Source organism: Microcoleus sp. bin38.metabat.b11b12b14.051 (genome assembly GCF_013299165.1).
Lineage (GTDB): Bacteria > Cyanobacteriota > Cyanobacteriia > Cyanobacteriales > Microcoleaceae > Microcoleus.
Map to the genome: position 1 here is coordinate 47,973 of NZ_JAAFKD010000016.1, position 14,134 is coordinate 62,106.

The 14,134-nt window shown below is 46.6% G+C and carries 14 protein-coding genes and 1 tRNA gene; 6 read left to right on the forward strand and 9 right to left on the reverse strand.

The window, feature by feature from the left end; genetic code table 11:
- Positions 1 to 72 precede the first annotated feature (72 nt).
- Positions 73 to 669, forward strand: coding sequence for a Uma2 family endonuclease (locus tag QZW47_RS17740; protein ID WP_293129178.1), 597 nt, complete (start codon positions 73 to 75; stop codon positions 667 to 669).
- A gap of 109 nt (positions 670 to 778) precedes the next feature.
- Here QZW47_RS17740 and QZW47_RS17745 read toward each other — a convergent pair whose 3' ends face one another.
- Positions 779 to 934, reverse strand: a complete 156-nt coding sequence (locus tag QZW47_RS17745) for a DUF2281 domain-containing protein (protein ID WP_293129366.1) — start codon at positions 932 to 934, stop codon at positions 779 to 781.
- Positions 935 to 977: 43 nt separating this feature from the next.
- On the opposite strand from QZW47_RS17745, the gene QZW47_RS17750 reads away from it, so the two are divergent.
- From QZW47_RS17750 to QZW47_RS17760, 3 genes are read left to right on the forward strand one after another with little or no spacing between them, the layout of a single operon-like run.
- A complete protein-coding gene (locus QZW47_RS17750; protein WP_293129180.1) occupies positions 978 to 1,319 on the forward strand; it encodes a DUF433 domain-containing protein in 342 nt (113 codons plus the stop codon).
- A 3-nt stretch (positions 1,320 to 1,322) separates the two neighbouring features.
- Entirely contained in the window at positions 1,323 to 1,664 is a 342-nt protein-coding gene (locus tag QZW47_RS17755) for a DUF5615 family PIN-like protein (RefSeq protein ID WP_293129182.1), read from the forward strand.
- Between the two features lie 11 nt (positions 1,665 to 1,675).
- Entirely contained in the window at positions 1,676 to 2,275 is a 600-nt protein-coding gene (locus QZW47_RS17760; RefSeq protein ID WP_293129184.1) for a Uma2 family endonuclease, read from the forward strand.
- A 124-nt stretch (positions 2,276 to 2,399) separates the two neighbouring features.
- Here QZW47_RS17760 and QZW47_RS17765 read toward each other — a convergent pair whose 3' ends face one another.
- Positions 2,400 to 3,086: a hypothetical protein gene (locus tag QZW47_RS17765; RefSeq protein ID WP_293129186.1), complete on the reverse strand. Its 687-nt coding sequence runs from the start codon at positions 3,084 to 3,086 to the stop codon at positions 2,400 to 2,402.
- A gap of 189 nt (positions 3,087 to 3,275) precedes the next feature.
- Between QZW47_RS17765 and QZW47_RS17770 the strand changes: the two genes are divergently transcribed.
- The gene (locus QZW47_RS17770) at positions 3,276 to 3,803 is read left to right on the forward strand and encodes a hypothetical protein (RefSeq protein ID WP_293129188.1); all 528 of its coding nucleotides are present in this window, start codon (positions 3,276 to 3,278) and stop codon (positions 3,801 to 3,803) included.
- Between the two features lie 184 nt (positions 3,804 to 3,987).
- Here the strand turns inward: QZW47_RS17770 and fba are convergent, their stop codons facing one another.
- The 6 genes from fba to QZW47_RS17800 all read right to left on the reverse strand — a co-directional run bounded on the left by fba (position 3,988) and on the right by QZW47_RS17800 (position 9,821).
- On the reverse strand, positions 3,988 to 5,067 hold the full coding sequence (fba, locus tag QZW47_RS17775) for a class II fructose-bisphosphate aldolase (RefSeq protein WP_293129190.1): 1,080 nt from the start codon (positions 5,065 to 5,067) through the stop codon (positions 3,988 to 3,990).
- A gap of 193 nt (positions 5,068 to 5,260) precedes the next feature.
- Positions 5,261 to 5,332: transfer RNA gene (locus QZW47_RS17780), tRNA-Lys, on the reverse strand.
- A 67-nt stretch (positions 5,333 to 5,399) separates the two neighbouring features.
- On the reverse strand, positions 5,400 to 6,299 hold the full coding sequence (locus QZW47_RS17785) for an aldose epimerase (protein WP_293129192.1): 900 nt from the start codon (positions 6,297 to 6,299) through the stop codon (positions 5,400 to 5,402).
- Positions 6,300 to 6,406: 107 nt separating this feature from the next.
- Positions 6,407 to 8,488 carry a CapA family protein gene (locus tag QZW47_RS17790; RefSeq protein WP_293129193.1) on the reverse strand — a complete coding sequence of 694 codons (2,082 nt, stop codon included), beginning with the start codon at positions 8,486 to 8,488 and terminating at the stop codon, positions 6,407 to 6,409.
- A 35-nt stretch (positions 8,489 to 8,523) separates the two neighbouring features.
- The gene (locus tag QZW47_RS17795) at positions 8,524 to 8,796 is read right to left on the reverse strand and encodes a hypothetical protein (protein ID WP_293129194.1); all 273 of its coding nucleotides are present in this window, start codon (positions 8,794 to 8,796) and stop codon (positions 8,524 to 8,526) included.
- An 845-nt stretch (positions 8,797 to 9,641) separates the two neighbouring features.
- Entirely contained in the window at positions 9,642 to 9,821 is a 180-nt protein-coding gene (locus tag QZW47_RS17800) for a hypothetical protein (protein ID WP_293129195.1), read from the reverse strand.
- Between the two features lie 340 nt (positions 9,822 to 10,161).
- Between QZW47_RS17800 and QZW47_RS17805 the strand changes: the two genes are divergently transcribed.
- Positions 10,162 to 10,473, forward strand: a complete 312-nt coding sequence (locus QZW47_RS17805) for a DUF6679 family protein (protein WP_006633466.1) — start codon at positions 10,162 to 10,164, stop codon at positions 10,471 to 10,473.
- 440 nt (positions 10,474 to 10,913) lie between these two features.
- Here QZW47_RS17805 and QZW47_RS17810 read toward each other — a convergent pair whose 3' ends face one another.
- Positions 10,914 to 12,548 (reverse strand): MBL fold metallo-hydrolase, encoded by a 1,635-nt coding sequence (locus QZW47_RS17810; RefSeq protein ID WP_293129198.1) that lies wholly within the window; start codon positions 12,546 to 12,548, stop codon positions 10,914 to 10,916.
- Positions 12,549 to 14,134 lie beyond the last annotated feature (1,586 nt).

Here is a 14,134-nt window from a genome sequence, read left to right on the forward strand (position 1 = left end):
TGTGAGAGAATGCCCCTGCCTGGTTTTAGCTAGGTAGGGGCTAGCAATATTTAAAATAGGATGGCGATAACTGTGACAGCAAAACTTTTAGAAGAAATCGGTACGCTGCCAGAACAGCGATTGATTCTCCCCGGTTATTATAGTTGGGAGCAATTTCAGGCGATCGAATCTTTGATGGCAGACTCTTCAGCTTTGCGGATAACTTATCTTGATGGGTGGATCGAGTTTATGACACTAGGCGAAGCACATGAGAGCATCAGTTGTATTCTTAATTTTTTGCTACAACTCTATTTTTGTGAAACGGGAATTGAATATATTCCTGTAGGTAGTGCTACTCGCAGGGATAAAACAAAAGATGTATCCTTTGAGCCTGATGAGTCTTATTATATCGGTGAAAAGAAAGAGCATCCCGATTTAGCCGTGGAGGTGACGATTACTAGCGGTAGCACAAATAAACTAGCTAAATATCTACGACTTCGCATCCCGGAAGTCTGGTTTTGGGAAAATAATTTGTTGGCTGTGTATCGTCTGCGCGACGATGATTACGAGCAAGTTTTAAGAAGTGAGTTATTGCCCGAGTTGGATTTAGAATTGTTGGTGCATTGTGTCTTAATGCCTTCAAGGATTGAGGCAAGACAGGATTTTCTGAACGGGATTCGGCCACAGTAATTAAACAGAAACGAATTTAGTATCAATCGCTTCTTTCGCTTTACTACCTAGATTGGGATTGCCAAGTAAATATCAAAGAAAGGCATGAGTATCTAAAAGAGATTTCATGTTACATATATTCTTTTAAATCTTCGAGTGGTTGGTCGAAATCATCTGACATAACGATCTGATCGGCCCAACTACCATAACCATGAAGTTCTTCAAGCTTTTCTTGAGATGATTCACTTGTTCCGTGTTTTTCAAGTCCAAGCGAACAGAATAGAATAAATTAGATAGAATAATCAGTAGTCGCAATTCCATTGTTTGCCATGACGCTGAAAGAATTAGAGCCTCAACTGCTGGCACTCTCAGACGACGAAAAAGCTCAAGTTGTTCAACTCCTATCTCAGGGGAAAATCACCCTGGGGCGCGGTATTGAAAAAACGCCTGATGTTTGTGGTGGAAGTGCCTGCATTGCGGGAACTCGCATCACCGTTTGGGGACTTGTAGAAGCTCGTCGCATTGGGTATAGCGAAGCCGATTTACTCACAAGCTATCAAGCCCTCTCTGCTACTGATATTGCCAACGCTTGGACTTATGCCGAAGCCTTTCCCGACGAAATTGAAACAGAAATCCGGGAAAACGACGAAGTAATGGACGAGGAATTGTAACGTATGGCACGCCTCTATGCCGATGAGCAATACCCCTATCCGGTTGTAGAATTGCTGCGGGTTTTGGGACACGATGTTTTGACTGTCCAAGAAGCAGGCAGAGCGAATCAGAAAATTCCTGACTCAGATGTGTTAGCTTTCGCAACTAGCGAGGAACGTGCTGTCATTACCGAGAACCGAAAAGATTTCTTTCGACTGCACCGCATACAGCCCGATCATGCTGGCATTATCGCCTGTACGAACGATCGCGATTGGGAAGCGCTGGCTAACCGAATCCACATTGCGATTATAGCAGCAGAATCTTTGCAAGGCAAACTGATTCGCGTTGTGCGTCCTTCAAAGTAACTTATACGCCCATGATCTTACAAATTTTAGAACCAATAACAACTCTTAAAGAACAACGCTTTTCTTTACCTGGTTATTATACTTGGGAGCAATTTCAGGCGATCGAATCTTTGGTAGCAGATGCCCCAGGCTTGCGAATAACTTATTTAGATGGGTGTGTGGAGTTTATGACACTAGGTGAAAATCACGAACAGATAAAAAGTATTTTGGCTCTATTTATAGGACTTTACTTTTTTGAGAAAGGGATTAATTTCATTCCGGTAGGAAGTGCAACTCGCAGAAATCAGGCAAAAGATGTATCCTTTGAACCAGACGAGTCTTATTATATAGGTGAAAAGAAAGAGCATCCTGATTTAGCAATAGAAGTGACGATGACTAGCGGTAGTACAAATAAACTCGCTAAGTATCTGCGACTTCGCATCCCTGAAGTTTGGTTCTGGGAAAATAATCGGCTTGCTGTCTATCGTCTGCGCGACGATGATGATTATGAGCAAGTTTTAAGAAGTGAGTTTCTGCCGGAGTTGGATTTAGAATTGTTGGTGCGTTGCGTTTTAATGCATTCAATACTTGATGCAAGGGCGGAGTTTCTGAGGGGGATTCGGCCGCAGTAATGGAGGCAGAATAAAAGGAAAATTATTAATTATTATATGTTGCACTCGCTCTTTCACTGCTAATATAAAGGTATTTTTTATACAACTATTTTTTTAATTAATATTTGATTGAGATGTGCATAAGCTACTTTCTTTGACGCAATGCTTTTTCAAATTTCTGTTCTAGAATAATCGCCATAAACGGCGCTACGAATCCCCCAAACGGAAGTGAGCTGATCATTGCTAACGATACAATTGTTGGATCTATCTGTTTATTAAGAACTCCTAAAATTGCACTTTCTGCGGCTTCACGAGTATAAAATCGAGTAATAACGTTTGCATTTTTCATATACACGTCAATCAGATCGGATGCGTTATTTACAGAAATTAACTCAATGTAGACACGATCTCCTGGATTCAATAGCTCAATAGTCAGATCGAGTTCACTATTTTGATGTTGCAATTCGTGAATTTTTCCAAAACCAACTTCAGGTTCTGTCTTGAGGCTGTAACCAACAATCTTTGCTGTGTTATCCAGCCGGATCAAAATTGGTTGATTCCCAACAGCTTGATTCCCAGGATTGAAAACCTCAAGATTGAACAAAATTACAGATGTTGCCTGTTCTCCTGAATATTTAACTTCTAATTTACTACGAATTGCATCTGAAACTGTCAATAATGAAGAAGCATTGTCGATAACACAATCGACCCGTCTAATTATGCTTGTTTTTTTTGAGATGAATATGGATGCTAGTGCTGTTATAACTGCTCCAACAACTGCACCAATAATTGCTGCAATTGTTGGGTTTTCATACCAATTCATTTGTTGCATGAATTCTTAACTGAACGTTTTAATATTCTCATAGTAGACTTTTAAGGTGAAAACTTAAAGGCAGAAAAAGTAGGAAAAAGTTGGATATTTCTCGAATTGGCACAAACAATTCGGAGGTGAGGCGAAAAAAGTTGGATAAGGTTGGAAAAAGTAGGATATAGTAATGACATCGATATCATCTGCATACCTATGAACATTCCTCAGATTTTGCAATCCGTCGATGAAACTGTTTCCGCTAAGACAGGTAAACATCTCAACGACTTGCAGCGGAGAATTATCGCGGGAATACTGAATCGTCAAAAGTATGCTGGGATTGCAGAAACATACGGTTACAGCGACAAACACGTTAAAAAAGTCGGTCATGAACTTTTGCAAATGTTATCTGATATCTTTGGCGAACAAGTAAAAAAAAGTAATCTTGAATCTGTCCTAGAACGGCATATAAATGTCAATATAAGTTTTGCTACTAAAAATACAGGTCATAAAAATATCGTTGGTATTGGTTACATCAACAATTGCCCCGATGCTTCAGCTTCAACCCCAGATGAAAGTCAGCCTGCAACTCCTGACTTACAGCCACAAAGCAATAATTACAGTGCGATCGCAATAATTGAACTAATTGATAAGTTGCGTCAGTTTGGTTTGACGGATGAGCAGATTGCCGAAGCGCTAAATCTACCCTTGAATGAGGTCGATCGGGTGGAGTTAGAAGAGTGAATTTAAAGGTTTATCTAGTTTGCTTTTGTCTCGCAATCAAGTTGAACTTTATTGAATACTTCGGAATTTACCTTAGGTAGGTTGATCGTAAACTCCCGCAAACAAAAAACCGGGCAACTTCACAGCTACCCGGCAATCCAAACTTGAGATTTCAGACTAATCTAAAATCTCAAACCTAAAATTATTAAACAGCGACAGTCTTCTTAGTAGTAGAGCTCAATTCGCCCTTAGCATACTTAGCTGCAAAATCGTCCAAAGACATTTGCTTAATCTTTGTACCGTTACCAGCGCAACCAAAAGAGTTGTAGCGATCGCTACAAACCTTCTGCATATACTTGATCGACGGCTTCAAGAAGTGGCGCGGATCGAATTCATCGGGCTTAGCAAACAAAGCTTCGCGTACCGCAGCGGTAATCGCCAAACGGTTGTCTGTGTCGATGTTGATCTTGCGAACACCGCACTTGATACCTTTTTGGATTTCTTCCACAGGTACACCGTAGGTTTCGCGGATTTTGCCGCCGTTGCTGTTGATGATTTCCAGCAATTCTTGGGGCACAGAAGATGAACCGTGCATTACCAAGTGGGTATTCGGCAAGCGGCGGTGAATTTCTTCAATGCGGCTGATTGCCAAAATTTCGCCAGTCGGCTTGCGGGTGAATTTGTAAGCGCCGTGGGAAGTGCCGATCGCCACTGCGAGAGCATCAACGCCGGTTTGCTCAACGAAATTAACAGCTTCTTCAGGATCTGTCAGCAATTGATCGTGAGAAAGCGCACCTTCAAAGCCGTGCCCGTCTTCTGCTTCGCCCATTCCTGTTTCCAGAGAACCCAAGCAACCCAGTTCGCCTTCAACGCTAACGCCGATCGAATGAGCAACCTTCACAACTTCGCGAGTAACTTCAACGTTGTACTCGTAGCTGGCGGGAGTCTTAGCATCGCCTTCCAAAGAACCGTCCATCATCACGCTAGTGAAGCCTTGGCGCATGGCAGAATAGCAAGTGCCGGGGGCATTGCCGTGGTCTTGGTGCATACAAATGGGAATGTGAGGATAGGTTTCAACTGCGGCCAAAATCAAGTGGCGCAGGAAATTTTCTCCAGCGTAGGAGCGAGCGCCGCGAGAAGCTTGCAGGATCACGGGGCTGTTGGTTTCGTCAGCAGCGCGCATGATCGCTTGGATTTGCTCCATGTTGTTGACGTTGTAAGCCGGTAGGCCGTAACCATTTTCAGCCGCGTGGTCGAGCAGCAGTCGCATAGGTACAAGCGCCATAGATATTCCTCCTAATTATTTGTGATTTCTGGGCAGTGAATTTTGGACAAGTTCAATTCTTAGGATAATCTTAAGACAATTTGTAGCCGATCGCGCATTATGTTTTCAGATTTACTGAAAAGTTCAAAAAACAAAATTTTGAGTTTCGAGCATTTTACTCAAAACTCAAAATTTTTAACTTTCTACTTTTTTATGGGTCGCCCGGGATTTGAACCCGAGACCAATCGGTTAAAAGCCGAATGCTCTACCGCTGAGCTAGCGACCCGGTTAAACATTGTTACCGCACACAATTTCTAATAGTAGCACCCATTATTTTAAATAGCAAGTCTTTTTCAAAAAAAAGTTGCAGTCATGCGAACCAGCATCTCGCAAGTGGCTCCCGGCTGCAAATAAATCAAGTGTTCGCCTGTGTTGAGGGCATTGCGAGGAGCAGTCCAAGGTTCCAAACAGTAAAAATCCTTGCCCTTGACCATCCAGAAAACCAACTTCCCATAGCTGGAGTTGTAACTGAGGGTCAGCCGCAAGCCGCGGGCGGCGTCGGTGACAGTAGCAGCCAGACCGGTCAGCTCGTCAAATGAAACATCAATTTCATCCAGCGTCGGGTCAAACACCCCAGTGAAATAGCCTTTTTCGTGAGTATTCTGATCTCTGTACTGCATCCCGGGAATCTCAAAGCGGAGATTTGTCTTGTCAGGAGCTAAAAAATAAGGGTGCAAGCCGCTAGAAAAAGGCATCGGTTCGGCACCCTTATTAGTGTATTGCTGCACAATTTCCAAAGAATTGCCTTTAATTTGATAAGTAAAAGCTAATTGAAAATCAAACGGATAAACAGCTAGGGTCTTCTCGCTGCTGTCGAGTACCAGGGTAAGAGCCGCGCAACCCTCAGTAACTTGTTGGGTCGCCTTCCAAGGCAAATCGCGAGCAAAGCCGTGCTGTTTGAGCTGGCGCTCTACTCCTTTGTGGGTGTAGGTATTGTCGGGGAGATTGCCGCAGATGGGAAACAAGATGGGAATCCCGCCGCGTACAGTCAGATCGGCATTGGCGAACCGTTCTGCGTCCAAGTAGAACATTTCTTTGCCTTCAACCAGCCAGCTAGTGGCAATACCGCCCCGTTCCGGCACAACTTCTAGAGTAGAGTTAGCGGTTTCGTCGGAGAGGATATAGGTTTTGTACTGCTTTTGCTTGAGCGCGATCGCAAACACATTTGTCATTGGTAGTAGGTCGTCGATCATTGGTTGTTAGTAAATCTGTCGTTAATAATTGGTAGCTGGTAGGTTGCTGTTCGCGCCTTACCGCCCCTCTCCTCCCCTGTATCCTGGCTCTGTGAGACTCCCACTAGCTAACCGACGACAACGATCGCAGCTAATTGAGGCAAAGCGAGCCGCGATTGGGAGGCGTCGCAGCTCGTACCTGGAGCGATCGTGTTTGTTGGCTGCTGCTTGAGCGCGACTTTGAAAGATACGCCCCCTGTCGGGGGAAGATAGCTTTGGGGACTGAGTACGGCTCCTGGGATGGGAGATGGAGGCGAAATAAACGGTTCTTTGATAAATGGCTCTTTGGTAAATGGATCTACTTCGCGGCTGGGATTTTGAGGTTGACTGCGGTAGATGCGCGGTGGCAAATCTTTATTCTGAGGCGGGTTCGACTCAGTTGCAGACCCTGACCCATTTTGGAAAAATGAGGAGTTTTCCTGCCCTTTGGGCGCAGCCGGCAAAGGTGGCAAAATTGGAGTTGGCTTGAGTTGTCCGGGGGCTGGCGGATTGGTTTGACCCGAGCTTCCGGGGGAATTGGGTGCGGGAAAGGCCGTGCCGTTCTTTGCTGGTGTGGGTAAGGGCGAATTTGAAGTCTTTGGTGCCATTGCTGGGTTAATTGGGGCATCGAGAACGATCGAAGATCCCATCGGTCGATCGAAAATACTGGAAATTTGCTCCACGCGTTTGAGAATCCTCTCCCCCGTGGCTCCCTTCACCACCTTCGGCTGAAACTTTTTCACCTCCACAGGCAAAAATTCTACCTTCATATTCCTGTCTTTGAGCGATACTTTCAGGACTGCGGTATCGTAATCGCTGCGAGCATTCCCGCCGAAGATAAAATTACCCAGCGAGTAAACAATCGGGCGCCCCTTGTAAACTTCTGCACCTTGCAAAACGTGGGGGTGGTGTCCCACTACCAAATCTGCTCCTTGGTCGATCGTGAACCGAGCCAAATCAATCTGCCAATCTCCCGGATAATCTGCCAATTCGACTCCCCAGTGGTAATTAACAATAATCCAGTCTACCTGACCTCTGAGAGCTCGAATATCCTCGGCCACGCGATTGTTGCGGCGGGGGTTAGTGCCGGCTTTCCCTTGGTCGGCGGCGTGAAGGTCGGCATCGTAATAACCGAGGTAGGCGATCCGCTGACCCTTAACCTCAATAATATCTGGACGCCTCGCTTCTTTAATATCTCTGCCTGCTCCCAGATGCCCAATTCCTGCATTATTGAGAGTATTTATAGTTTCCACCAGCCCCGGTTCCTCGTAATCCATAGCGTGGCTGTTTGCCAGATTGACAATATCCACTCCTCCTGCTGTTAATACTTTCACCGATTCGGGATCGGCTTTAAAATTTAATTGTTTTTTACCAGAGTTCAACGTAGAGGTAGTCAGGGGGTTTTCTAGGTTAACCATCGACACATCTGCTTGCCGATACTCGTCCATATTGGCGAAAGCCCAATGATAATCGTTGCCATTCGCGGCGATCGCATCAGATAGATTCACATTTCCTCCGAACATCAGGGTTACGGTTGGGTCGTAGGGATTGGCAACCTGTTTTTGTTGCCATACTGGTACTACTTCTAAGGCCGCTTGTACCGCATCCGGACGTTTGGGAGGCGGGCCCGACATGACCGCAGCTTGCTGGTACGGGGAGACTGGGGATACTAACCGCAGGGCTATAGCCTCGTGGTAGCTCACCCAACACCCTAAAACAAATGAGGCAAGTGCCGATCCCACTAGCAGCAGAGAACGATACGTTTTAAATTTAACCCAATCGACGACCATTCGGGAACGATCGCGCCGCCGCTGGCGGTTTGCCGGTGTGACAATTCGGACTGACTGTTGCCAGAGAATATCTGGTTCTCCAGCCAAGCGCGCATGAATTCGCACTCCTTCTACTGCTGGCGAGTTAAGTCTCCAAAGTTGGTGGCAAATAAATTTAACTAAGCCTTCCCGGAGAGTGCTCCCGACTAAAGTAGTATCTGCCGCAAATTCGCGTTGGAACTCTACCAAAATTTGCACGCATCCGGCCTGAGCCTGTTCGACGCGAGCATAAATTCCTTCGGGTCTCAGCAAGCTGTCAATCCAGTAATTCAGGGCTTGAAAGTTTCCCGATCGCGCTAACTCCAAGATAGAAGGCTGCGACCAATTTTCTGTATATACCATTAATTTGCCTCCTTAACACGCTCAGCGAAGCTGACTTAATTTTTTTGTGAACGGAACTGTAATTCTTTTAGCTTAACTGCCACTTCGCTACTCGCTGTCAAATATCTGCCACGTTGCGGGGTACTCCTGACGTGGTGGCGAATATTTGACATCTGAACTCGACCGCTACTGGGAAACCTCGAAACGATCGTTTCGATGCAAGCTTCACTGTTCCATACATTAGGCTCTACTGACAATACCCAGCACTCGTCAAGGCTGGACAAACAGCGTTGTTCGTGGAATATTTCTGCTGGTGGCGATCTCGACATCAACTTCCCAGCCTCCGCATCCGAGCCGCGAAAATCAGCTTTTTCTTCGATACTTGGGGCAACAAAACCGATGTGTAATCTGCCGGGAATTTAGTAGCTAGCGAACCAAAAACCTCAGCTTTAAACTCAATATCACCAAATACCCTGAGGTTAGCATTAGTGCGATCGGATAAAAACGAAGAAATCGTTTAGACTTTTTGGGACTCTGAATTTTAGGCTGGTGGGGGCAAGCAATTACCTTTTTCAACCAACCGTATTGGGAAAGCGCCCTGAAATTCTGCCCAGACCCATTCCGGCTGATTTCGATTAGCTTTGCGCTGTTTTTTGCTGGTCGGTTTGCCCGAACAAAACTTATTTGTGTTCCGAATTACCATAAAATTTTCTAATCCAATTAGGCTGTTAAACTTGGCAATTGTACTCGCAATCTCATGGTTTGGCCCGGCGATCCCGACAAAGCGATGATTTTTGGCTTAGCAGTCCGCGAGGCGTACTTTGGAGTTGTGTCTGGCCCCTGGTATCGCCCTTTGGTATGTTTGTTCTCGATCGCTTCGCTTTAGCCTACAGGGTATTAAATTTCGCGGCAACTTGCCCGGGACACGACACGCCATTGCGAAATTAATCCCAAATCAGCCGCTACCGTTGAGGTCGGGCTAGCTTTGGCTGGCGGCATCGCGGCTAGCTGATGTATGGCGGCCTCAGGCAGCTTAGGATGTGTAACCGTGCATTCCCGTTGGCTCCTGAGGGCCGAGCTACCGAGACTTGTTGCTGGGCCCTGAGGTTGAGGTTTAATTGGGCGCTAGCTGCTGGGAGCGCAATTTCTTCGACAGATAATTGAGCTAGTTATACTATGTGAAGATGTTTTGTGCGATCGCACAGCGGTTTGGCGCTGCCTCAATCACCGCAAAACGCCTCTCAACCGACGATGAGTCAGTTGCTGAGGGCAGCGCTGCCGTCATCTCACTCACATTCGGGCCACCAGCCGAGTCAGGTATGGTGGGTGAATCCTGCTGTTCTAGTTGAGACATCAGAGAGCGAGATTGCCACAGGGCAGAGTCTGTTTTAATTGTCGCTGCAAGTGTCGCTGTTTGAGCGATCGCTCGGGGTCAACTTCAGATTCTCGGATCTATTATCGCAAATGCCTCCAGCGAGGGATGCTGCCGGCTGCAAAATCTGCAACTCGATAAATTGTTTACTGGATAGATTTGGTGATAAAATGAAATTTGGTAACTCCCATCGGCGTCACAGTTTCAAAAAACGTGAAACTGGCCAGTCTGTGGGGCTGTGCCTTCCGATGTAAAACCCAAAGTACGTTACTGTAAACAGGCAATCTTTTTGAGTAAATACACTGCGCAGGAGAACTGACAAATGCTACAGCGCAAAATCTATCAACTCTGTTGTGATGGTCGTGAGGTTTCTATTTTTCTTCGAGATCAGCAACGTTGGATAGAGCGCGCTCGTATCCTAGATATTGAAGGGGATCTAGTCACGCTGCGCTACGAAACCGACGAAGAAGACGAAATTAGTTCCTGGGAAGAAATGGTGCGTCTAGAAAGTATTGGAGCCGTGTCCCAGAAGTTGGCTTCGGTGTCGAGAACAAACTGCGAACCCCTAGTTTCTGACGATTGTCCTGAGGCCGAACAAATTCGCAATCACTACCCTGACTCGAATTTAGAATAGTTTTGAGCTAGATCTCGATTTAAAAAAAAGATGCGGGGGAAAAGAAAATGACTTTTCTCCCTTTTTTGTGGAGGAATTGAGCCAAAAACCCGATCGCTCGCCAGTCGGGGTTTTTGGCGACTAAATTTATCAAGAACGAGAGAGTATTCGAGAGGGAGCGGAAGATAGGGAAACAAGGGGAGAAATTAGCGACCAATAAAACAGGATTAAACCGGGATGTGGTCAAATATAGCAATCGCCACATCGGTGAGGACATAAATAACCTCATGAATAGAGCCTAGAGCATGTAGCAGAAACGGTTTGATTTCCTTGACGAAGCAACTCTTCGACTTCGCGAGCGCGCTCTTCTGTCCACTCTTCGACTTCGCGAGCACGCTCTTCTGTCCACTCTTCGACTTCGCGAGCGCGCTCTTCTGTCCACTGTCCACTGCTATATCAGCTTACTGGCCGTCGGTATCTTCATCGAGGAAAAGTTCGGACTCGGGTATTGCTTCAAACACGGGACAGTAACCGTCGGGAGTAACTTTAAAACCAAACAAAGCACTCGATTGGTTCCAACAGCGCTGGCCGCGGTAGTGCTGGCAATTGCCGCAGCATTCGAGGTTGGTTTGAACGGCGCTGCCTTGAAACAGCAGTTCGCGCTGGGAAATGCCCCGCAATACCAGTTCTTCACCTTGCCAGCGGGCTTCTACCAAACCGGTATCGGCAAAATTAGCCCAGCGAGGATCGGCTGTAATGGGATTCGGCAAGCTAATTGCTACTTCTGTGCCTAATTCGCTGACTTCTCCTTCATAATTAGTTTCCGGGATCGCGGGCTGCAAAAACATTTCGCCGATCGGCAATTCGACAATTGTCCCCACCGCTGGCGTGTGCAACTGGTAGCGGTTCCGCAGTTCGTCCAAGTTCGCCAAATCAGCCAAATATGCAGGGGAACCGTGGATCAGAATTACGTGCTGGGGGCGCAAATTGTGGATGAGCTGGGTAGTTCCCGGGCCGTCGCAGTGTTCTGCTAGCAGATAAGTTTCTACGAGCCTAACTGCCGATTCGCGCCAGTTGGGCAGCCATTCTGTAACGGGATATCCGGGTTTTTGAGGTGCGAGCAAAATCCACGGATTTGTGCGATCGGCAACATACAAACCCAAATCAGCAATTCGGTCACTAATCACAATACAAGGTCTGGAACCCAATTCGGAGCGCTGTTCGGCAGAAAGCCTCCGCACGCGGGGTTTCACCCTTTCGTCCCAAAATAAAGGTTGATGGAGAGCAAAATTTTGGACGGCGGTAGGAAATTGGGGCAGCAGTTCCAGGTAGGCGTCGCAGCCGTCGGCTACGGTGCCGTCCACCCAGATATCCAAGTCGCGCCCGGTGAAGTAGTGGTGGCTGCGGAGCAGCATCAGCAGTTCTTGACCCAAACCCAGGGCCGGCGAGGGTAGCAGTACCGAGTACCCGTCGGCGATCGCGCGGTGGATGCGATCGGCTAACTGATTTTCCAGTTGTCGGCGGTGAGGGTGGCGCGCCGTGCCATAACTGCCTTCCAAAATTAACACGTCCGGCTTCATGCCCCGGAGTTCTCCCAGCGGCAAACCTTCCACCAAACGAGAATTCGACAGAAAAAAGTCGCCGGTGTACACCAGGGTGTAGGTGCGGTGGGGAGCGGCATAAGTCAGCAGCACAGTCGCCGCTCCGGGTAAATGGCCCGACGGGAACAACTGCACGCTCAGTCCCGGGCGCAGTTCGACCGAGGACTGCCAGGACAGTGCCTGACAAAAATGGGACTCTGGCTGCTGAGATTGTTCGGGCCAGTTGAGCGGTAGCAGCCGCGCTGTGACTTCGCTGGCGTAGATTGGCAACTGCGGGAAAGATTGGTGAAGTGCTAGTAAACCTCTGGCGTGGTCGGCGTGGGCGTGGGTACACACCACAAAATCGGCTGGCAGCGATCGACTCAGTGTCGCTGACAAAGGTGCGATATCCTCGATACCACAGTCGAGTAAAATTCGGTGCGGCCCCATTCGCACTAGCAGACAAACGCCTTCCTGTGCGTGACCTGCACCGTAAGGTAAACAATCGAGATCCATCACTGCGGTAGCTCCCTGCGCGCTTGTACGCAACTTGCAATCAGGCCTGATTTAAACATCGATAGCGACTGCATTCATTCGATCGAGTTCAGTCTGGGACGTAGAAACCGGGTTTGATGGACGAAAAGACTTTGTTACCACCACCGCTAAGGGTTAAAAAACCCGGTAGATCGAAGTTTTGGTGAGTCAGCCTGGGATTTTAATGTTTGCTCCCAGACTGAGCCTTCGATGCCCCGAAAGTAATTGCATTTTAAATTTGGTGCAGCGCCAGGAAAAGCTATTTTGCCAAGGCTTTGGCCCAAATCGGCTCGCGCGGCCTCCGATAACATTAATGCTACTGGTTAGGGCATCAAAAGTTACATTTTATTGCACCTTGTAAGCGCAGCAAACTAGATATCATATTCGGAGTTTTAAATTTTTTTTCACAATTCGCGCCTGCTAAAGCTAGTCTTTTTTATGAAAAGATTTTAATTGAGCACCCTTGGGATGTTGACAAAACTTTACAAATCTTCATTTTTTATGTGGTGAGGGGGCGTAGAGTCCAACAATCAAAACTGGGAGAACCAAACTCATGGTGGCTAACTGATGCTGTCGGGGCAGATACAGGCTTTATGAGGGCGATCGACTTATTTGTAAAAGTTTGATACGTTTTCTAAGGATCGCGAATTAAATAATTTACACAAGTTTGTGGGGTGGGCGGGAGAGCCCGCCCTTTCGGGACGGGCGAGACGCCCATCCCACAAGAATAAAAGTGTAAGTTATTAAATTTTCATTCCTAAGTAAACCTTGTGGCTATTCCACTGAGAGTTTAAATGAGTTGTGAAGTTAGCATCTCTATGGGGTGTCACCTCTTTAAAGACACAGAGCCCGTTCAGTCAGCACAGTCGGTCAAAACAACCAATGCCCGTTCCACAATTTTTTACTGTGGAACGGGCCGAAGAGCCGGTTGCCAAATTTGATTAAAAGGATTTTTCGGACTCTTCGGCTCGTCCCACAATTTTTTTATGTGGAACGGGCCGGAGAGCGGGTTCCCAAATTTGATCGAAAGGATTTTTCCAACAGATATATTCGTGTTTATCTGTGTAATATATATAAATATTTGCATTAATATATCAATTAATGAATTAGGTAAACATCGCTTTTTTGGCAAGATTTATAGTTAAAAACAAAAGCTGTAATGGCTGCTGAATAGACGATTGATACCCTGTCTGGCAGCAAAAATGTAGGAAAAAAGTGTTTGATTGTTTGGCATTTGGTCTAAAATAGCAGCCATCGCAATTAATGCTCAAACAGATCGATCGCCCGCTTCCGCTGCGAGGGAAAAATTGAGTGTTGAGTTTGGGGATTAATGGCGGGAGTTGCTAGCGCCGCCGACCAATAACACCTACAATTGACAGAGCGGTCGATGAGCGATCGTTTTCAGTGGGAAAAATTATGTGCAGAAAAACTTGACATCAACGGGTCATCGAAAGTAAAAATAAATAAAAGCAATAACAAAAATGAGGCTTTATATGGGATTCGCGATCAGCAACAGGCAACTATGGCATTTAAAAATTGCTATCCCTTACGACAATTTAATCTAAAAT

Excerpts from the sequence above, each read along its gene's own strand:
- QZW47_RS17750 (WP_293129180.1), top strand. The coding sequence starts at position 978 with ATGACGCTGAAAGAATTAGAGCCTCAACTGCTGGCACTCTCAGACGAC.
- QZW47_RS17755 (WP_293129182.1), top strand. The coding sequence starts at position 1,323 with ATGGCACGCCTCTATGCCGATGAGCAATACCCCTATCCGGTTGTAGAA.
- QZW47_RS17760 (WP_293129184.1), top strand. The coding sequence starts at position 1,676 with ATGATCTTACAAATTTTAGAACCAATAACAACTCTTAAAGAACAACGC.
- QZW47_RS17765 (WP_293129186.1), bottom strand. The coding sequence starts at position 3,086 with ATGCAACAAATGAATTGGTATGAAAACCCAACAATTGCAGCAATTATT.
- QZW47_RS17770 (WP_293129188.1), top strand. The coding sequence starts at position 3,276 with ATGAACATTCCTCAGATTTTGCAATCCGTCGATGAAACTGTTTCCGCT.
- fba (WP_293129190.1), bottom strand. The coding sequence starts at position 5,067 with ATGGCGCTTGTACCTATGCGACTGCTGCTCGACCACGCGGCTGAAAAT.
- QZW47_RS17785 (WP_293129192.1), bottom strand. The coding sequence starts at position 6,299 with ATGATCGACGACCTACTACCAATGACAAATGTGTTTGCGATCGCGCTC.
- QZW47_RS17790 (WP_293129193.1), bottom strand. The coding sequence starts at position 8,488 with ATGGTATATACAGAAAATTGGTCGCAGCCTTCTATCTTGGAGTTAGCG.
- QZW47_RS17795 (WP_293129194.1), bottom strand. The coding sequence starts at position 8,796 with ATGTCGAGATCGCCACCAGCAGAAATATTCCACGAACAACGCTGTTTG.
- QZW47_RS17800 (WP_293129195.1), bottom strand. The coding sequence starts at position 9,821 with ATGTCTCAACTAGAACAGCAGGATTCACCCACCATACCTGACTCGGCT.
- QZW47_RS17805 (WP_006633466.1), top strand. The coding sequence starts at position 10,162 with ATGCTACAGCGCAAAATCTATCAACTCTGTTGTGATGGTCGTGAGGTT.
- QZW47_RS17810 (WP_293129198.1), bottom strand. The coding sequence starts at position 12,548 with ATGGATCTCGATTGTTTACCTTACGGTGCAGGTCACGCACAGGAAGGC.